General features: G+C 70.0%; 16 protein-coding genes. 9 read left to right on the forward strand and 7 right to left on the reverse strand.

All coding sequences use genetic code 11. The annotated features are described in order from the left end of the window. Positions 1-169: 169 nt before the first annotated feature. Positions 170-604, reverse strand: a complete 435-nt coding sequence (locus ACP26O_RS16750; RefSeq protein WP_175663731.1) for a hypothetical protein — start codon at positions 602-604, stop codon at positions 170-172. 35 nt (positions 605-639) lie between these two features. After that, positions 640-1,584, reverse strand: a complete 945-nt coding sequence (locus ACP26O_RS16755) for a LysR family transcriptional regulator (RefSeq protein WP_175659744.1) — start codon at positions 1,582-1,584, stop codon at positions 640-642. 99 nt (positions 1,585-1,683) lie between these two features. On the opposite strand from ACP26O_RS16755, the gene ACP26O_RS16760 reads away from it, so the two are divergent. Continuing rightward, positions 1,684-2,121 (forward strand): GlcG/HbpS family heme-binding protein, encoded by a 438-nt coding sequence (locus ACP26O_RS16760; protein WP_175663730.1) that lies wholly within the window; start codon positions 1,684-1,686, stop codon positions 2,119-2,121. Between the two features lie 4 nt (positions 2,122-2,125). Beyond that, the gene (locus tag ACP26O_RS16765) at positions 2,126-2,902 is read left to right on the forward strand and encodes an SDR family oxidoreductase (protein ID WP_175663729.1); all 777 of its coding nucleotides are present in this window, start codon (positions 2,126-2,128) and stop codon (positions 2,900-2,902) included. Positions 2,903-2,994: 92 nt separating this feature from the next. Here the strand turns inward: ACP26O_RS16765 and ACP26O_RS16770 are convergent, their stop codons facing one another. The 4 genes from ACP26O_RS16770 to ACP26O_RS16785 are packed head-to-tail and all read right to left on the reverse strand — an operon-like array spanning position 2,995 to position 11,540. Continuing rightward, complete coding sequence (locus ACP26O_RS16770) at positions 2,995-7,188, reverse strand: bifunctional nitrate reductase/sulfite reductase flavoprotein subunit alpha (RefSeq protein ID WP_175663728.1); 4,194 nt, start codon at positions 7,186-7,188, stop codon at positions 2,995-2,997. Between the two features lie 16 nt (positions 7,189-7,204). Further along, the gene (gene nirD, locus ACP26O_RS16775; RefSeq protein WP_006761456.1) at positions 7,205-7,552 is read right to left on the reverse strand and encodes a nitrite reductase small subunit NirD; all 348 of its coding nucleotides are present in this window, start codon (positions 7,550-7,552) and stop codon (positions 7,205-7,207) included. A gap of 38 nt (positions 7,553-7,590) precedes the next feature. Continuing rightward, positions 7,591-10,194: a nitrite reductase large subunit NirB gene (gene nirB, locus ACP26O_RS16780; RefSeq protein ID WP_175663727.1), complete on the reverse strand. Its 2,604-nt coding sequence runs from the start codon at positions 10,192-10,194 to the stop codon at positions 7,591-7,593. 20 nt (positions 10,195-10,214) lie between these two features. After that, complete coding sequence (locus ACP26O_RS16785) at positions 10,215-11,540, reverse strand: MFS transporter (RefSeq protein ID WP_175663726.1); 1,326 nt, start codon at positions 11,538-11,540, stop codon at positions 10,215-10,217. A 675-nt stretch (positions 11,541-12,215) separates the two neighbouring features. Between ACP26O_RS16785 and cobA the strand changes: the two genes are divergently transcribed. The 7 genes from cobA to ACP26O_RS16820 all read left to right on the forward strand — a co-directional run bounded on the left by cobA (position 12,216) and on the right by ACP26O_RS16820 (position 18,292). After that, positions 12,216-12,986, forward strand: coding sequence for a uroporphyrinogen-III C-methyltransferase (gene cobA, locus ACP26O_RS16790; RefSeq protein ID WP_138848951.1), 771 nt, complete (start codon positions 12,216-12,218; stop codon positions 12,984-12,986). A 165-nt stretch (positions 12,987-13,151) separates the two neighbouring features. Next, the gene (locus ACP26O_RS16795; protein WP_011658941.1) at positions 13,152-13,748 is read left to right on the forward strand and encodes an ANTAR domain-containing response regulator; all 597 of its coding nucleotides are present in this window, start codon (positions 13,152-13,154) and stop codon (positions 13,746-13,748) included. Between the two features lie 5 nt (positions 13,749-13,753). Beyond that, complete coding sequence (locus ACP26O_RS16800) at positions 13,754-14,797, forward strand: CmpA/NrtA family ABC transporter substrate-binding protein (protein ID WP_175663725.1); 1,044 nt, start codon at positions 13,754-13,756, stop codon at positions 14,795-14,797. Between the two features lie 182 nt (positions 14,798-14,979). After that, positions 14,980-15,579: a uracil-DNA glycosylase family protein gene (locus ACP26O_RS16805; RefSeq protein WP_175663724.1), complete on the forward strand. Its 600-nt coding sequence runs from the start codon at positions 14,980-14,982 to the stop codon at positions 15,577-15,579. Positions 15,580-15,611: 32 nt separating this feature from the next. Then, positions 15,612-16,397: a YkgJ family cysteine cluster protein gene (locus ACP26O_RS16810; RefSeq protein WP_175663723.1), complete on the forward strand. Its 786-nt coding sequence runs from the start codon at positions 15,612-15,614 to the stop codon at positions 16,395-16,397. A gap of 125 nt (positions 16,398-16,522) precedes the next feature. Next, on the forward strand, positions 16,523-17,464 hold the full coding sequence (locus tag ACP26O_RS16815) for a helix-turn-helix transcriptional regulator (RefSeq protein ID WP_175663722.1): 942 nt from the start codon (positions 16,523-16,525) through the stop codon (positions 17,462-17,464). Positions 17,465-17,593: 129 nt separating this feature from the next. After that, complete coding sequence (locus tag ACP26O_RS16820) at positions 17,594-18,292, forward strand: fumarylacetoacetate hydrolase family protein (RefSeq protein WP_175663721.1); 699 nt, start codon at positions 17,594-17,596, stop codon at positions 18,290-18,292. Between the two features lie 118 nt (positions 18,293-18,410). Here ACP26O_RS16820 and ACP26O_RS16825 read toward each other — a convergent pair whose 3' ends face one another. Next, the gene (locus ACP26O_RS16825) at positions 18,411-19,622 is read right to left on the reverse strand and encodes an MFS transporter (RefSeq protein WP_175663720.1); all 1,212 of its coding nucleotides are present in this window, start codon (positions 19,620-19,622) and stop codon (positions 18,411-18,413) included. Positions 19,623-19,789 lie beyond the last annotated feature (167 nt).

A 19,789-nucleotide genomic window follows, 5' to 3' on the forward strand; every position in this document is an offset into this window, starting at 1 on the left:
ATCAAATCATGCGCACGGTGCGCATCATACCGGGAACCGCCGGGGATTTTTCGTCGGTTGACTGACGAATCGCGGATTCGGGAAGAATTCTCCCGGCCGCCCCGCCCGAACGAGCAAAAACCGCGAGCCCGCGCGGGTTCAGCAAAAGGGGACAGATCGTGGCGCGTTGTCATTTCGCCCGCTCATGCTCCGCCAGCCCGATCGCCTTGTAGTCGTAGGTCGGGTAGAACTCGGTGCGGTAAGCGCCCCACGCCGTGTCCTCGAGCACGCGATTGACCTCCCGCACGCGCGACGCTGGCAACCGCAACACGACGATCTGCCCGATCCCCATCGCCACGGTCCAGCTCACCACCTCGACGCCCGGCGGAGGAAACGCCTTGTAGAACCCCTGCTTCGCGAGTTGCGCGTTCAGCTCGGCGAGCGGGCGCGACTGGTCGTGCTTGAGAAAGACCGTCAGCAGCACCGCGTTGTCGGGCGTCGCGGCAGCCGTGCTCGTCGGCACGGTCGACGTCTGGGCAGCGGCCGGCGCGCAGCCCAGTGCGGCGGCGGCCAGCGATGCGGTAATCACGAGGGTTCGAAGCGGGAAATTCCGGCGTGCCGTCATGACGCGACTCCTGGGCTGCGTGAGTGAAGCCGCCATCATGCGCCGTCCGGCGCATCGCTGCAGGGCAGGCCCTCACCGGTTCCGGCCCGCTCGCGCAGCACGTCGATGAACGCACGCAGCTTCGCCGGCACGTGCTTGCGATTCACGTAATAGAGCCACATCGGCGGCAGCGTCCGGCACGCGCCCGGCAGCACCTCGACGAGCGTGCCGTCGCGCAGGTCCGGCTCGACGCGCTCGCGCATGAACGCGAACGCGATGCCGACGCCTTCCCGCGCGGCATCGATCACCGCATCCGCATCGTTGGTCACGTACACGCCTTCGGGATCGAGATCGACGTCGCGGCGACCGTCATGCAGCAGCCACTTGTGCAGGCGCCCGCTCTCCGAGAAGCGGAACCGGATGCACGCATGCCGCTCCAGCTCCGCGATCGACGCGGGCATGCCGTGCCGCGCCAGGTAGCCAGGCGATGCGACCAGCGCGCACGTCAGCGCGGGCGCGATCCGCACGCCGATCATGCCCGGCTGCAGCCGGTCGGCAAGACGAATCCCCGCGTCGAAGCCGTCCTTCGCGATATCGACCAGCTCGTTCTCGTAGCGGATCTCGAGCCGGACCTTCGGGTAGCGCGCGCGGAACGCGGCAAGAACCGGTGTGATCACGAGCGAACGTGCCAGCGGCAGCGCCGTGACGCGCAACAGCCCGCCCGGCTCGCTACGCACCTCCTTCAGCGCGTCGCGCGCCTGCATGACCTGCCGGTAAGCGGGCTCCGTCTGCTGCAGGTAATGCTGACCGGCTTCCGTCAGGCTCACGCCGCGCGTGCTGCGGTTGAACAGCTTCACGTTCAGCTCGCCCTCGAGCTGCCCGATCGCGAGGCTGACGGCGGCGGGCGTCAGACCCAGCGCGGCGGCCGCGCGCGTGAAGTTGCCGGCCGTCGCGACACTCATGAACACGTGCAGCCCGGCCATCGGATCGCGTCTGCTCATCATTAAAAAAACTTGAAACTCCTACGAGCGGAATGCCGATTCTCCCATATACCGGAACTGCCTACACTGCCCCTGTCGTTCCCCCCAACGGAGCATCGAATGAATCCGTATCGCCCCGCACTGCCGCTGGCAGCCGTCCGGCACACGCTCGAAGCCGCGCTCGCGCAAGCCGCGTCGCTGCAGGTCGCCGGCGTCTCCATCGCGATCGTCGACGCCGGCGCGAACCTGCTCGCGTTCATCCGCACCGACGACTGCTTTCTCGGCGCGATCGACCTGGCGCAACGCAAGGCGCTAACGGCGATCCGCTTTCGCGCGTCGACCGGCGCGCTCGGCACGATGTCCGGCGACGGCCCGCTGCGCGGGATCGAGCACAGCCACGGCGGGCTCATCACGTTCGGCGGCGGTGAACCGCTCGTCGACGGCAACGGCCGCTGCGTCGGCGCGATCGGCATATCGGGCGGCAGCGTCGAGCAAGACGACGCGATCGCCCGGCACTGCCGCGATCACTTTCAAGCAACCTTTCCCACCTCGAGGTAAGCACATGGCACAGAAACGCATCCTCATCACCGGCGCGGGCACCGGCTTCGGCCGCGAAGTCGCGCTGCGGCTCGCGCAACACGGTCACGCGGTCACGGCCGGTGTCCGCACGACTGTCGAGATCGACGCGCTGACGGACGCCGCCGCGCAGCGCGGCACCGCGTTGCGCGCGGTGAAGCTCGACGTCACGTCGGCCTACGATCGCGCCCACGCGGCCGACCTCGACTTCGACGTGCTCGTGAACAACGCGGGCGTCGGCGAAGCCGGCGCGCTGGTCGACCTGCCGCTCGAGATCGTGCGCGAGCTGTTCGACGTCAACGTGTTCGGGCCGCTCGAACTCACGCAGCGCATCGCTCGCGGGATGGTCGCGCGCGGGCACGGCAAGATCGTGTTCGTGTCGTCGATCGCCGGGCTGATCACCGGGCCGTTCACGGGCGCCTATTGCGCGTCGAAGCACGCGGTCGAATCGGTCGCCGAGGCGATGCACGCGGAGCTGGCGCCGCACGGCATCCGCGTCGCGGTCGTGAACCCGGGCCCGTACAGCACGGGCTTCAACGACCGGATGATGGAGACGCCGCGGCGCTGGCACGATCCGGCCGTCCACACCGTGACGCCCGAGCGGCTCACCTTCCCGCTCGAGCAGCACGATCCGGAGGAAATGATCGCGCTGATGGTCGACGTGATCGAACGCGACGGCGGCGCGTTCCGCAACCTGCTGCCGAAGTCGTCGGAAGCGTTCGTGCGCGCCGAACAGGCGCACGCATGGGACCGGCAGCAATAACGGCCCGCACAACGCCGGGCGCCGGATGGCAGCGCGCCGCTCATAAGGCTAGACAACGGCGGGCACCATACGGCAGCCCGCCGCTCATACGCTCAATACACGTCCCGCATGTAGCGCCGCGCCTTCGCGAGCCGCGCGACGTAATCGTTCGCGGCTTCGTCCGACATCCCGCCGTGCTCGGCCACGACCGCCTTCAGCGCGGTATCGACATCCTTCGCCATGCGCGCGGCGTCGCCGCACACGTAGAAGTGCGCGCCCTCCTCCAGCCACTTGTACAGCTCGGCGCCCTGCTCGCGCATCCGGTCCTGCACGTAGATCTTGTCGGCCTGGTCGCGCGAGAACGCGAGATCGAGCCGCGTCAGGAAGCCGCTGTCGCGCATCGCTTCGAGCTCGTCGCCGTAGTAGAAGTCGGTCTGCGCATGCTGCTCGCCGAAGAACAGCCAGTTGCGTCCGCGCGCGCCGCGCGCCTGCCGCTCGTGCAGGAAGCCGCGGAACGGCGCGACGCCCGTGCCGGGGCCAACCATCACGACCGGCACGTCGCCGTTCACCGGCGGCCGGAAATGCGCGGACTTCTGCACGAACACCGGCACGCGCCCGTCGTCCGCGCGATCGGCGAGAAACGTCGACGCGACGCCTTTGCGCGCGCGCCGGCCGTTGTGATAGCGCACGGCCGACACCGTCAGGTGGATCTCGCCCGGGTGCGCGCTCGGGCTCGACGCGATCGAATACAGGCGCGGCTGCAGCCGCTTCAGCATCGCGACCAGCTCGGCACCCGACAGCTCGACCGGAAACTCGTGCAGCACGTCCGCCAACTGTTGCCCCCACAACCATTGCTTCAGGTCGGCCTTGCGATCGTCGCCGAGCAGCGCCTTCAGCGCGCCGTTCGCGCTGCGCGACGCGATGAACGCGAGCGTGTCGGGGTGCGGGCGCGTGATGTCGAAGTGGCGCGCCAGCGCGTCGCCCAGGCGCATGTCGCCGACGCCGTCGATCGACACCGGCGCGTCGGCCTTCAGCGCGGTGACCGACAGCAACTCGTCGACCAGCTCGGGGCAGTTGGTCGGCCACACGCCGAGCGCGTCGCCGGCTTCATATTCGAGGTTCGCGCCTTCGGTCGACAGCGACACGTAGCGCGTGTCCTTGGCTGCGCCCGGCCGGTTGAGCCGCAGGTTCGCGACGAGCTTCGACGGCGCCGGACGCGCCTTGGTCGGCAGCAGCCCCGACGCGCTCAATCCGGCGGACGGCACCGCGTGCAGCGCCGCATCCGCGTCCTTGATCCGGGCGACCACGCGTTCGAGCCACTGGTCCGCATCGCGCTGGAACTCGACGTCGCAATCGACGCGTGCGCACAAGCGCACCGCACCCAGCTCCGCGAGCCGTGCATCGAGCCGGCGGCCGTGGCCGCAGAACTGGTCGTAGTTGCGATCGCCGAACGCAAGCACCGCGAAGTGCACGCCATCGAGGCGCGCGGTGCCGTCAGCCTGCAGCGCATCCCAGAACTCGCTGCCGTTGTCGGGCGCATCGCCGTCGCCGAACGTGCTCGTCATCAGCAGCACGTATTGCGCGCCGGCCAGCGACGCGACCGGATAGTCGGACATGCACGCGGTGCGGATCTCGAAACCCGCGTTCATCAGCTGCGTCGCGTAATCCTCGGTCAGCGATTCGATGTTGCCCGTCTGCGACGCCCACAGCAGCACGACCTTCGGACGCGTGCGCACGATCCGCACGCCGCCGGGCGCGGCGGCCTCGCCCGGCAGCGCGGGCGCTGCGCCCTCCGCCGGGTGCGCGGGCAGCGCGCGGCTGAACAGCCCCGCGAGCATCCCGTCGAGCCAGAACCGCACCGGCGGCGCGAGCGGCGCGCCGGCCGGCAGCACCGGCACGCCGCCTTCGCGCCGGCCGGCGCTCGCCTTCAGCCCGCTGACGAGGCCGGCCACGTACAGGCGCTCCGCCTCGGTGAGCGGCGGCGGCGCGAGATCGGCCACGCCGAGCGCCGCCGCGAAAGTGTCGAGGTCTGCCATTTCGGATTCCTGTGAAGCCGTGATCTGCACCGTCGCCGGCGCGGGCCGCGCATCGGCATCGGCCGCGGTGGCATCGGGCCGCGCCGTGTCGTCGTCGGCGGACGCGAACGCGTCCGTGTCGACGCGCGTCAGCGCGACCGCGCAGTATTTCAGTTCGGGTTGCTGCGATTCCGGATCGATCGCATCGTTCGTCACCGCGTTGATGCACAGGTCGTCGCCGTACACGTCGTTCCAGTGCATCGGCGCGAAGCAGTTGCCACGCTGCACGCGCTCGGTCACGACGGCCGGCAGCACCGCGCGGCCGCGCGCCGAACGGATCTCGACGCTGTCCTTCGTCGCGATGCCGAGTGCACCCGCGTCGTCCGGATGCAGTTCGACGAACGGGCGCGGATTGAGCTTGTTCAGCATCGGGACCTTGCCCGTCTTCGTCATCGTGTGCCATTGATGCTGCAGCCGCCCGGTGTTCAGCACGATCGGGAACGTGTCGTCCGGCAGTTCGGCCGGCGCGACGTGCGGCCGCGCGAAGAAGCGCGCCTTGCCCGACGGCGTCGGGAACGCGATGCGCGGCGCGTCGTGCCCGCTGTCGGCCGCGCGCCGCGTCTGGCTCACCCCGTCGTTCAGGTAGCGGATCGGGTGCCGCTCGCGCGCGGTGCCCGGCGCGACCGGCCATTGCACCGGGCCGTCGCGCAGCGCCGCATGGCTCGCGCCGCGCAGGTCGTAGCCGGTCGCCGGATTCGAAAAGCGCACGATCTCGTCGAACACGTCGGCCGCCGACGCATAGTCGAACGCATCGCCGAAGCCCATCGCGCGCGCGACCTCCGCGACGATGCGCCAGTCGGGCAGCGCGTCGCCGGGCGGCGCAATCGCGGCGCGCATCAGCGTCATGTTGCGCTCGGAATTGACCATCACGCCGTCGCCCTCGGCCCACAGCGCGCCGGGCAGCAGGATGTCCGCGTAGCGGTTGGTCTCGGTGTCGAGGAACGCGTCCTGCGCGATCACCAGCTCCGCGGCCTGCAGCCCCGCGATCACGTTCTGCCGGTTCGGCACGGTCGCGACCGGATTCGTGCAGACGATCCAGCACGCCTTGATGTCGCCGGCCGCCATCCGCTCGAACAGGTCGACCGTGCCGTTGCCGGTTTCCTTGCGCAGCGTGCCGGCCGGCACGCGCCACAGGTTCTCGACGAAGCGCCGGTCGTCGTCGGACAGCACCGAGCGCTGGCCCGGCAGGCCTGCGCCCATGTAGCCCATCTCGCGCCCGCCCATCGCGTTCGGCTGGCCCGTCAGCGAGAACGGCCCGCTGCCGGGGCGGCAGATCGTGCCCGTCGCGAGATGCAGGTTGCAGATCGCGTTGGTGTTCCACACGCCGTGCGTGCTCTGGTTGAGCCCCATGGTCCAGCAGCTCATCCACTCCGGGGCATCGCCGATCCATTGCGCGGCCGTGCGGATGTCGGCTTCGGCAAGGCCCGTGATCTCCGCGACGCGCGCCGGCGTGTAGTCGGCAAGGAACGCGGGCATCGCGTCCCAGCCTTCGGTGTACGCGTCGATGAACGCGGCATCGGTGCGGCCGTTCGCGTGCAGCAGGTGCAGCAGCCCGTTGGTCAGCGCGAGATCGGTGCCCGGCCGGATCTGCAGGAACAGGTCGGCCTTGTCGGCGGTGCCGGTGCGGCGCGGATCGACGACGATCAGCTTCGCGCCGGCCTTCACGCGATCCATCATCCGCAGGAACAGGATCGGGTGGCAGTCGGCCATGTTCGCGCCGATCACGAAGAACAGGTTCGCGCGATCGAAGTCCTGGTACGACCCGGGCGGGCCGTCCGCGCCGAGCGACTGCTTGTAGCCGGTGCTCGCGCTCGCCATGCACAGGCGCGAGTTCGACTCGATGTTGTTGGTGCCGACGAAGCCCTTCGCGAGCTTGTTCACGAGGTATTGCGCCTCGATCGACATCTGCCCCGACACGTAGAACGACAGCGCATCGGGCCCGTGCGCGTCGAGCACCGCGCGCAGCCGCCGCGCGGTTTCGGCGATCGCGTCGCGGGCCGGCAGCGGCACGAGATCGTCCTCCCGCGCGCGCCGCACGAACGCGCGATCGAGCCGCCCGGAGCGGCGCAACGCGACGTGCGCGGACGAGCCCTTCGTGCACAGTCGCCCGAAGTTGGTCGGATGCTCGGAGTCGCCGGACACCTTGACGACCTCGCCATCCTCGACGTGCAGCACCATTCCGCAGCCGACGCCGCAGTACGGGCACACGCTCTTGACGGGGGTGGCGCTCATGCGTGCTCCGGCGCGCTCAGGCGGCAATCCACACGAACCCGTCCTCGACCCGCGACGGATACGCGCTCACCGACTTCTCGGGCGCTTCCAGGCATTCGCCGGTACGCAGGTCGAAATGCTGCTTGTACAGCGGCGACGCGACGACGACGCGCTCGCCGAGGCTGCCGATCAGCCCGCGCGACATCACGGCCGCCTGCGACACCGGGTCGACGTTGTCGATCGCGAACACGCCGCCGGCTTCAGCATGCGCGACGTGAAACACCGCGACCTGCTCGCCGTTGACGAGCGCGCACACGCCGGTGTTCGGCACGATGTCGTCGAGCGGGCACACACGGGTCCAGGACAGGGGAAGACGATCGTTCATGATGGGCTCCTTGGAAAAGACGCGGGTGTCGGTCAGGGTCAAACGGTTGCCGATTCGGTTGCAGATTCGGTGGCGGATTCCGTGGCCGCTTCGGCGACGACGGGAATCCGGACCGGCCTGCCGCCCACGCGCTCGTCGGGCGTCGCCGGACGGATCTGGCCGCGCGTCTCGACGAATGCGATGGTCGCGTCGGGCGCGTCGCTGTTCACGAAGTGGCGGAAGCGCTTGCGCGTGTCCGGATCGGTGACGGCCTTCTTCCATTCGCATTCGTAGGTGTCGACCACGTGCTGCATGTCGGCCTCGAGTTCGGCCGCGATGCCGAGCTTGTCGTGCACGACGACGTCGGTCAGGTAGTCGAGCCCGCCTTCGAGGTTGTCGCGCCACACGCTGGTGCGCTGCAGCCGGTCGGCGGTGCGCACGTAGAACATCAGGAAGCGGTCGATGTAGCGGATCAGCGTGGCACGGTCGAGGTCGGACGCGATCAGTTCCGCGTGGCGCGGCTTCATCCCGCCGTTGCCGCACACGTACAGGTTCCAGCCCTTCTCGGTCGCGATGATCCCGATGTCCTTGCCCTGCGCTTCCGCGCACTCGCGCGTGCAGCCCGACACGCCGAACTTGATCTTGTGCGGCGCGCGCAAGCCCTTGTAGCGGTTCTCGATGTCGATCGCGAGGCCGACCGAATCGTCGACGCCGTAGCGGCACCACGTCGAGCCGACGCACGACTTCACGGTGCGCACCGACTTGCCGTATGCATGGCCCGATTCGAAGCCGGCGGCGATCAGCTCTTCCCAGATCGACGGCAACTGCTCGACGCGCGCGCCGAACAGGTCGACGCGCTGGCCGCCCGTGATCTTCGTGTAGAGGCCGTACTTGCGCGCGACCTGGCCGACCGCGATCAGCCCTTCCGGCGTCACCTCGCCGCCCGGCATGCGCGGCACGACCGAGTACGTGCCGTCGCGCTGGATGTTCGCGAGGTAGTAGTCGTTCGAGTCCTGCAGCCCCGCATGCTCCTTCTTCAGCACGAACTCGTTGAAGCACGACGCGAGGATGCCCGCGACGGCCGGCTTGCACACGTCGCAGCCCAGGCCGCGACCGTGCTTCGCGAGCAGCTCGTCGAAGGTCGTGATGCGCTCGACGCGGATCAGGTGGAACAGCTCCTGGCGCGAATGCGGGAAGTGCTCGCACAGGTGGTTGTTGACCGCGAGGCCCTGCTTCTTCATCTCGGCCTTCATGATCTGCGTGACGAGCGGCACGCAGCCGCCGCACGACGTGCCCGCGCCCGTGCACGACTTCAGTGCGCCGAGGCTCGTCGCGCCGTCGGCCACCGCCGCGCAGATCTGCGACTTCGACACGTTGTTGCACGAGCAGATCTGCGCGCCTTCCGGCAGCGCATCCACGCCGATCGCGGGCTTCGCCGCGCCGTCCGACGACGGCAGGATCAGGAATTCCGGCGATTCGGGCAGCTCGATCCGGTTCAGCATCATCTGCAGCAGCGTGCCGTATTCGGCCGCGTCGCCGACCATCACCGCGCCATGCAGGAACTTGCCGCAATCCGACACCACCAGCTTCTTGTAGACCTGGCGACGCTCGTCCGCGTACTGGTAGGTGCGGCTGCCGGCCGTCGTGCCGTGCGCGTCGCCAATGCTTGCAACGTCGACGCCCATCAGCTTGAGTTTCGTGCTCATGTCGGCGCCGGCGAACGCGGCCGCTTCGTCAGCGGCGCCGCCGAGCTGCTTCGCGACCACGCGCGCCATGTCGTAGCCCGGCGCGACGAGGCCGTACACCATCCCGTTCCAGGCCGCGCATTCGCCGATCGCGTAGATGTCGGCGTCGCTCGTGCGGCACGCGTCGTCGATCGCGACGCCGCCGCGCGGGCCGATGTCCAGACCGCACGCGCGTGCCAGTTCGTCGCGCGCGCGGATGCCGGCCGAGAACACGATCATGTCGGTGTCGAGATGCGAGCCGTCGGCAAACGCCATCCGGTGCGTCCCTTCGTCGCCATCGACGATCTCGAGCGTGTTCTTGCCCGTATGCACGGTCACGCCGAGCGCCTCGATCTTCGCGCGCAGCATGCGGCCGCCGCCGTCGTCGACCTGCACGGCCATCAGCCGCGGCGCGAATTCGACGACGTGCGTCTCGAGCCCCATGTCGCGCAGCGCCTTCGCGCATTCGAGGCCGAGCAGCCCGCCGCCGATCACCACGCCACGCTTCGCGTGCGCGCCGCACGCCTGCATCGCCTCGAGATCCTCGATCGTCCGGTACACGAAGCAGCCCGCGCGGTCGCGGCCCGGCACCGGCGGCACGAACGGACGCGAGCCCGTCGCGAGCACCAGCTTGTCGTACGCGAGCGTCTCGCCCGATGCGAGCGTGACCGTGTGCGCGGCGCGGTCGATCGACGCGACGCACGCGTTCAAGCGCAGGTCGAACTGCGGATGGCTTTCGAAGAAGCCGGGCTCGACGAGCGACAGGTCGTCCGCCGACTTGCCCGCGAAGAATTCCGACAGGTGCACGCGGTCGTACGCCGGACGCGGCTCCTCGCCGAGCACCGTGACCTGCAGCGCATCCGCCGCGCCGGCTTGCGCCGCGACGCATTCGAGGAGCTTGTGGCCGACCATCCCGTGGCCGATGACGATGAGTTTCATGATGGCGTTTCCTCGGTCGATCAGTTCGCGGCCTGGGCGGTGGCCAGCGCGCGATCGCGCAGCTCGGCCTCGCGTGCCTTGTGTTCTTCGCTGAAGCGCACGGCCATCGCACACAATGCGGTCGCGGTGACGGCAAGGCCGAGCAGGCTCAGCGTGTGCTGCACGTCGCCGACGCCCTTCAGCAGGAACGACGCGGCCACCGCGCCGACGTTGCCGCCCGCGCCGATGATCCCCGCGACGCCGCCGAGCGCCTTGCGGTCGATGAACGGCACGAGCGCATAGGTCGCGCCGCAGGCCATGTGCGTGAAGAGGCCGAAGGTCAGCATCGCGACGAGCGCCATGCCGATGCCTTGCGCATGCGAGAACCAGATCAGCCCGAGCCCTTCGCCGATGATCAGCGCGCACAGCAGCGCCGCGCGCACGTCGAGGCTGCGGCGCGTGGCGATCTTGTCCGACAGCCAGCCGCCGAGCGCGCGGGCGAACAGCGCGAGCATCCCGAACAGGCCGACCGCGAAGCCGGCATCCTTCAGCGACAGGTGGAAGTGGTCGACGTAGTACAGCGCGGCGATGTTGTGGATGAACACCTCGACGCCGAAGCACGCGCCGTACGTGACGAACAGCATCCACACGCGATAGTTGCCGCACGCCGCGAAGAAGCTCGCCCAGCCGCCCTTCTTGCCGCTGTCGACCGTCACGCCCTGCTTGCGCAGCGCGACGAAGTCGCCTTGCGGGCAGTCCTGCGTGAAGCGCCAGTACGCCCATGCCATCGCGAGCATCGCGACGCCCGGCACGATCAGCGCGATGCGCCACGACGCGCTGTCACCGAAGCCGAGGATCAGGCCGGCCGCGACGAGCAGCGGCATCATCGCCTGCGTCGCGCCCGCACCGGCGTTGCCCCAGCCGGCCGTCGTCGCGTTCGCGGTGCCGACCACGTTCGGCGCGAACATCACCGACGTGTGGTACTGCGTGATCACGAAGCCCGCGCCGATCGCGCCGATGCCCAGGCGGCAGATCAGGAACCACAGATAGTCGTGCGTGAACGACACCGCGAACACGGGAATCGCGCCGAGCACGAGCAGCCCGGCGTACACGCGACGCGGGCCGAAGCGGTCGCACAGCGGGCCGACCAGCAGCCGCACGGCGATCGTCGCGGCCACCGCGGCGATGTTGATGTTCGCGACCTGCGCCGCGGTGAGGTGGAATTCACGCGCGATCAGCGGCATCAGCGGCGCGCATGCGAACCATGCGAAGAAGCACACGAAGAACGCCATCCACGTCATGTGGAATGCGCGCATCGGCGCGGTGCGGAACGAGAAGAGATCGATACGGGTAGCTTTGTCGGTCATGTCATCCGCCAAACGAAAAACGGCGTCCTGCGCACCCGGTCTCGTCGAGAGACCCGATGCGTAGGACGCCGTTGCCCATGAAGAAGCCCGTTGCCGGGCGCGTTCAGTAATCTGTGCTGCGGACGAATCGCCGTTGATTCGCCCGGACCACCTAACGCAAGCGCCGTGCCATGTCGGCCCGAATCGCGCCGCAAGCCCCGCCGCACAACGCTCGCCGCCCGCCGCTCGCGTCTTTGCGGCGCGCCGCGCGCGATTCGTTGGAATGCATCGAGGCACAGATGTGGTGCGCTGCAGCACTGTCGCCGTGCGACATCGCGGTGCGCGCGGACGGGGCGTGATGCACGCCGATGCGTCATCGCGTGCGCCCTGACCCTTCGGCCGCATGCGTGTGCGGCACCGATGCAGCCATCGGGCCGCGCATGCCGGCACGCGCGCCGTACCGTTCGCGCAGGCTGGCCCGGATATTGCTGAATCGACTGCACACACCGGCAACGGAGCCGGTGGGCGGCCCCCCGCGATGCGGGCGCGCCGTCGCAGGCAGGTACAGCAGACCGGACAACGACGTCCCTCCCGTGCACGGCACGGCCGGATGCCGTGGTCGCTTCGACCGCCCGCCGCCGCCGCGCGCACCGATACGCTCTCGACCGCCGCACGCACGCGGTACAGGAACACGACATGACGACTGGCAAAGTCACGCTGCTGGGCGCCGGCCCCGGCGATCCCGATCTCCTCACGCTGAAGGCCGTGAAGGCGCTGGCGGCCGCCGACGTGCTGCTGCTCGACGATCTCGTCGCGCCCGGCATCGTCGAACTCGCGCCGCACGCACGCGTGATCCGCGTCGGCAAGCGCGGCGGCTGCCGCTCCACGCCGCAGGCGTTCATCGAGAAACTGATGCGCCGCTACGCGCTGCGCGGCGCGCACGTCGTGCGCGTCAAGGGCGGCGACGCGCTGCTGTTCGGCCGCGCCGGCGAAGAACTCGCGACGCTGCGCGCCGCCGCGATTCCGGTGGACATCATCAACGGCATCTCGTCGGGATTCGCGGCCGCCGCGAGCCTCGGCATCTCGCTCACGCACCGCGAGCACTGCCAGGGCGTCACGTTCGTCACCGCGCACCGCCAGGACCACGGCGAGCCCGACTGGGCGGCGCTCGCGGCCACCGGCACCACGCTCGCGATCTACATGGGGATGAGCCGCGTCGACAGCATCGCGGCCGGCCTGCTCGCTGCCTTGCCGGCGTCGACGCCGGCCGCCGCCGTGCAATGGGCCGGCACGCCGCACGAGCGCCGCTGGACCGGCACGCTCGGCGGCCTCGCACGCGGTGTGGCGGCAGCCGGGCTCGGCAGCCCGGCGGTGATCCTCGTCGGCGGCGCAATCGGCGAAGCGGCCGTGCAGCGCGTGCCGGATGCCGGCACCGCGATCGAAACGGCGTTCTCCCGTGCCGCGTAGCATGTTCGACGCCACGCGGCACCGACCGCCCACCTATCATGAAAACAGCGGTGCCGATTGCGCCGGCCGCCGGACCGCCGCGTGCTGCGGCGGCCCGGTTTCCGCACGAGGCCGCCGCGCCCGATCCGCGCATCGCACCACGATTTCGCCGCCGCCGTTCGCCTCATGAGTACGCCTGTTCCTCCCCTCCGCCTGCGCGTGCTGCTCGTCACCGACACCGACAAGCCGATCGGCGAGCTCGGTGACGCGCTCGCGCGCCTCGGCTACGAAATGCTCAACGACGTCGCGACGCCCGCGCGGCTGCCGGCCGCCGTCGAGGAGCAGCGCCCCGACGTCGTGATCATCGATACCGATTCGCCGTCGCGCGACACGCTCGAGCAACTCGCCGTGATGCACGCCACGGCCCCGCGCCCCGTGCTGATGTTCAGCCACGATGCCGATCAGGACCTGATTCACGCGGCGGTCGGCGCGGGCGTCAGCGCGTATCTCGTCGAAGGGCTGTCGGCCGAGCGTCTCGCGCCGATCCTCGAAGTCGCGCTCGCGCGCTTCTCGCACGACGATGCACTGCGCCGCCGGCTCGCCGACGTCGAACGCGAACTCGCCGAGCGCAAGCTGATCGACCGCGCGAAGCGACTGCTGATGGACCAGCGCAAGCTGTCCGAACACGATGCGTATGCGTTCCTGCGCAAACGCGCGATGGATCAGGGGCTGCGCATCGTCGACGTCGCCCGGCAACTGTACGACGCGTCATCCCAATCTTGAATGCCATGACACCTTCGCCTCCCGCCGCGCCGGAACGCGCGCATCTTCGTCTCGGGTTCGTCGCGCTGAGCGACGCGGCCCCGCTGATCGTCGCGCAGCAGCTGAATCTCGGCGCACGCCATGGCCTGACGCTGGAACTGAGCCGCCAGCCGTCGTGGGCCACCGTGCGCGACAAGCTGCTGACCGGCGAGCTCGACGCCGCGCATGCGCTGTACGGGCTCGTGTGCGGGCTGCAGCTCGGCATCGGCGGCCCGCAGACCGACATGGCCGCGCTGATGGTGCTGAACCGCAACGGCCAGGCCATCACGTTCGCGCGCGGCCTCGCCGACGCGTATCGCGAAACCGGCGACGTGCGCGCCGCGCTCGCGACGCTCGGCCGCAAGCCGCTGCTCGCGCAGACCTTCCCGACCGGCACGCACGCGATGTGGCTGAATCATTGGCTCGCGTCGCACGGCGTCGATCCGCTGCACGACGTGCGCAGCGTCGTGATTCCGCCGCCCGAGATGGTCGCGGCGCTCGCGAGCGGCGAGCTCGACGGCTTCTGCGCGGGCGAGCCGTGGCACGCGGTGGCCGAGGCCTGCGGCGCGGGCCGGACCGTGGCCGTCACGAGCGAGATCTGGCCCGATCATCCGGAGAAGGTGCTCGCCGCGCGCCGCGAATTCGTCGCGCTGTATCCGGCCACGGCGCGCGCGCTGATCCGCACGCTCGTCGATGCGTGCGCGTGGCTGGACGATCCCGCGCACCGCCGCGAGGCGGCCGGCTGGCTCGCGTCGCCCGACGCGCTCGGCGTGCCGGCCCGGCTGATCGCGCCGCGCCTGCTCGGCGACTACGGCGCGGGGCCGTTCGCGCAGCCGCCGCTGCCGATCCGCTTCCACGACGGCGGCGCCGTGAACCGGCCGGATCCGCGCGACGGCCAGTGGTTCCTGTCGCAATACCGGCGCTGGGGCATGCTCGACGGCGCGCACGACGACGCAGGGATCGCCGCGGCGATCGCGCAGACGGCGTTGTATGATGCTGCGGTCGCCGAAGGCGGTTCAGCGGGCGAGTGATCCCGATACGCGGGGTGGCAATACGCGGGGTGCCGGCCCTCCGGGACCGTACGGTCGACGCACCGCACGCCGCCGCGTCCTGCGGGAGCGCCTGACGCGATGCGCCGGGCGGCACAGGCGCCGGCGCCGCCCGGACGCCGTGATATCCGCGCCGCCCCTTCTTCCGTCCCCGTCCAGAATCGATGCCGAAACGAACGCGCACGCCGCTCGACGTGCTGCTCACTGAAATCCGCGCGTGCCGCGCCTGCGAAGCCGACCTGCCGCTCGGCCCGCGTCCGGTCGTGCGCGCCCATCGCGACGCGCGCATCCTGATCGTCGGGCAGGCGCCCGGCGCGCGCGTCCATGCGAGCGGGATCCCGTGGGACGATGCGAGCGGCAAGCGGCTGCGCGACTGGCTGGGCGTCGACGCCGACACCTTCTACGACGAGACGCGCTTCGCGATCGTGCCGATGGGCTTCTGCTATCCGGGCCGCGGCGCGAGCGGCGACAACCCGCCGCGCCCCGAATGCGCGCCACTGTGGATCGATCGGCTGATCGCCGAACTGCCGTCGATCCGGCTGACGCTGCTGATCGGCCAGTACGCGCAGTGGCATTTCCTGCGCGACACGCGCAAGGCGACGCTGACCGACACCGTGCAGGCGTGGCGCGACTACGGCCCCGACGTGCTGCCGCTGCCGCATCCGTCGCCGCGCAACCAGGCGTGGTTCAAGCATCATCCGTGGTTCGACGCCGAGGTCGTCCCCGAGCTGCGCCGGCGCGTCGCGCCGCTGGTGGCGGGCTGACGGCAGCCGCTCGCACCGCGCTTCCCATCGACATGAATCACCACGACATCGACTTTTCATGCACCGGCTGCGGCCGCTGCTGCCACGACCTGCGCATTCCGCTGACCATCGCCGAGGCCGTTGCGTGGCTGCGGCGCGGCGGCCACGTGGAGCTGCTGTGCGACGCCATGCCATGGCCCGTCGAACCGGCCGCCGACGATGCGTTCGCCGCGTACAAGCGGGCACGTTCGTCGCCCGCGCTCAGCGGCACGCTGCCGATACGGGTCACCGCCATCCTCACCGCGTCGCATGCGGGACCATGCCCGAATCTGCGCGACGATCTGCGCTGCGGCATCTACGACGAACGCCCGCTGGTGTGCCGGATCTACCCGGCCGAGGTCAATCCGTTCGTGCCGCTGGTGCCGGACGGCAAGCAGTGCCCGCCGGACGCGTGGCAGCACGCGCCGCTCGCCCGCCACGGAACGATCGTCGATGTGCAAACGCACGAGAACATCGCGCGCTCGCGGGAAGCAAGCGCGGCGGAGACGCCGCTGCGCGCGCGACTGTGCGCGGCGCTCGGCATCGATGCGGCGGCCGTCGCGAACGAAGGCTTCGCGATTCATGCGCCGCCCGCCGACACGCTGCTGTCCGAACTCAACGCGCTTGCCGATCCGTACACCGCGCCGGATGCCAACGATCGCGCGACTCCGGCCTGGACGCTGCTGACGAATCGCCCCGCGACTGCCGACACGCTCCGCTCGGTCGGCGCCTCCAGCCGGCTCGCGAACGACGAGGCCGACACGCGCTGCGGCTACCTAGGCTTTCATCCGGCAACGTAATTCGCCGTCGCCGAGCCGCGCGCCCCGCCATCCGATCAGCCCGCGCGGACCGCCAGCGGATTCCGGCCGCGCGCGGTTCGCTGTACCATCGCGGCTCAACCGCGTCACGAACAGCAGAATCCTTCATGCCCTCCACCGCCCCGCCGCGCCTGTACGGGATGCCCGAACGCAGCGACCGGCTCGATTTCTACATCCGCGACCAGACGTCGCGCCAGGCGATCACCGAGCCGCACCGTCACGCGTATTTCCAGATCCAGTTCAACCTCGGCGGCGACACCGAGCAGCGGATCGGCGGCGTCACGCGGCCGTTTCCGCGCGGCGCGCTCGCGTTCGTGCTGCCGCACCGCGAGCACCTGATTCCGCATCCGGACGGCGCGCACTTCATCGTGATCAACTTCAGCCAGGCGTTCCTGCGCGCCGATCTCGACGTCGATCCGCTCGATCTCGAGGATGTTCCCGCGCACCGCTTTCCCGAGCTGACGCCGTTCCGCTTCCAGGAGCATCTCGACTTCATCCTGACCGGCGACGCGTTCGACGAGGCGCGCCGCCTCGCGCTCTGCATGCTCGACGCCGACCGCGTGCGCACCTTCGGCTCGACCACGCTGCTGCGCGGCTACCTGCTGCAGCTGATCGGGCTCGTCTGCACGCAGTACGCGGGCGCGCTCGACAAGCTCGCGCAGCGCGGCGCCCAGCGCGCGGGCCGGCGCGACGCACTCGCGCGCGTGCTGCGCCACGTGCGCGCGAACCTGACCCGCGAGGACCTGACGCTCGCGGCCACCGCCGAGGCCGCGTTCCTGTCGCCGAACTACCTCGCACACCTCGTGCGCAAGGAAACCGGCAGCACCTTCACCGATCTCGTGACCGAGCGCCGGATCGCGCTCGCGCAATCGCTGCTCGCGCATACGAGCCGCCGCATCGCGGACATCGCGCGCTCGGTCGGCTTCCGCGACGAAGGGTATTTCGCGCGGCGCTTCCGCGCGCGGGTCGGCGTGTCGCCGAAGGCGTACCGGGACGCCAATGCCGCGTTGCCGGACGCCGACGCGGCACCGGTGGCCGGCGACGCGTAGATTTGTCCGGTTAAAACGCAGTTGCGTCGCATCCGGGCGCGCATGCGTCGGGTATCGTTCCATGCATGCCGGCCCGCGGCACATTGCGCGGGCGACGGCATCCGTCTTTCCATCGAACGAGGCCATCCGATGTCCGCATACGTCATCGACGCTTCCGAGCGTCCTTCCGTCGAAGTCGATCAGTCGTCCGCGCGCTTTCCGGTGCGCCGCGTGTTCTGCGTCGGCCGCAACTACGCCGATCACGCGCGCGAAATGGGCGCCGATCCCGACCGCGAACCGCCGTTCTTCTTCATGAAGCCGGCCGACGCGATCGTCCCCGCCGGCGGCACCGTCCCGTATCCGCCGCTGACCAGCGACCTGCATCACGAAATCGAGCTGGTCGTCGCGATCGGCAAGGACGGCCGGTCGATCGACCCGGCCGATGCGCTGTCGCACGTGTGGGGCTATGGCGTGGGCGTCGACCTCACGCGCCGCGACCTGCAGGCCGAGGCAAAGAAACTGAGCCGGCCGTGGGACTGGGCGAAGGGCTTCGACGCGTCGGGCCCCGTGACCGCGCTGCGCTCGGCGAGCGCCACCGGCCATCCGGCAAGCGGGCGGATCTGGCTCGCGGTAAACGGCGAAACGCGCCAGCAAGGCGATCTCGCCGACATGATCTGGGCCGTGCCGGACGTGATCGCGTACGTGTCGCGCTCGGTCGACCTGAAGGCCGGCGACCTGATCTTCACCGGCACGCCGGCGGGCGTCGGCGCAATTCAGCCGGGCGATCGCGTGACGGGCGGTGTCGATGGGGTCGCGACGTTCGAGTTCGTGATGGGGGCGAAGCCGTAAGGGGAACTCCAGGCCCACGCAAAGCGACGTCCATCCGACGGCCGTTGCGTCGATCCCAGCCGATCCGGGCGGCGAAGCCATCGCGCCGGATCGGCAGGCCGTTCATGCCTTACGTCGATCACGCATCCTGTTCGCGTGCGTCGAAGATTCGAATGCACCCCGCCGCCGCCAACGCGATTGCCGCGGACAGCAACATCACGACCAAAGGCGCATAACCCGCGTTGCGCACGGTCAGCACCGCGCCCGTCAGCGACGACAGCGCGGCTCCGCCCGCGATCGTCATCGCCCCGACCAGCCCCGATGCGCTACCGGCCAGGTCCGGCCGAACCGACATCGCGCCGGCATGCGCACCGGGATTCGACAGCCCGTTGCCGACGCCGATCAGCACGCACGGCCCGAACCATGCGATCGCATGCGTCGCACCGCCAAACAACAGCGCGAGCGCGATCACCGGCCCCATGCAGGCAATCACGCGTGCGCACAGGATCGTCGTGGCGAGCGGATAGCGGTGCGCGTGACGCGCGGCCAGAAAGCTGCCGCACACGAAGCCGGCCGTGATCGTCCCCATGTACAAACCGATTTCCGCCGGCGGGATGCCGAACTTCGCTTGCGCGGCGAGCGGCGCGCCGGCCAGGAACGCGTAGAACGCGCCGGTCGAAAATGCCATGCAAAGCGCATACGCCCAGAAGCGGCGCGCACGCAGCAGCGCCGGATACGCGCGAAGCTGATGCGCAAGCGTGGTGGCGCGCTTCGTATGGGTCTCCGCGAGATCGAACCCGCACCAGCCGAGCAGCGCGATACCGGCCGCGCCGAGCAGCCAGAAACTCGACCGCCAGCCGACCGTCTGATCGAGCGCGCCGCCGAGCGTCGGGCCGATCATCGGCGCGAACGCGGCCGCCATCGCCGCATAGCCGATGCGGCTCGCCGCGCGTTCGCCGCCGGCGGTGTCACGCAGCGTCGCCATCGACACCGGATAGACCGACGTGATCGCCGCCTGCATCAGCCGGCACGCAAGGAACATGCGGATATCGGTCGCCATCGCGCAACCCAGCGACCCGAGCGTGAAGACACCGAGGCTCGCCAGCATGATCGGCCGTCGCCCGAACCGGTCCGACAACGGCCCCATCACGAACTCGAGCGACGCGGCAACCGCCGCGTATCCGCCGAGCGCCAGCGCGACGAGGCCGTAGTCGGCGCGCAGGTCGCGCGCGATCGCGGGCAGCGACGGCAGCAACATGCTCAACGGCAGCACGGAGAACGCGCACAACAGGATCAGCGTCGCGTGTCGGGGCGAAGCCGGTTCGGAAGCAATCGGCAGGTTCGGTTGCAAGCGGATACCCTCCTCGCACGCGCCGCGGGGGCCGTGCGCGATGCAAAAAAACCCCCGAGCAAGTCGGGGGCGCATGGGTGCCGGCGCGGTGCCGCTACCGGACCCTGCGCCTGCGTACTACCACGTTGAAGTTTGCCGCTTTCATGCCGGATGGCTCCTGAACGCCC

Source organism: Burkholderia sp. R-40 (genome assembly GCF_049942845.1).
In the GTDB taxonomy this organism is placed as follows: Bacteria; Pseudomonadota; Gammaproteobacteria; order Burkholderiales; family Burkholderiaceae; genus Burkholderia; species Burkholderia ambifaria.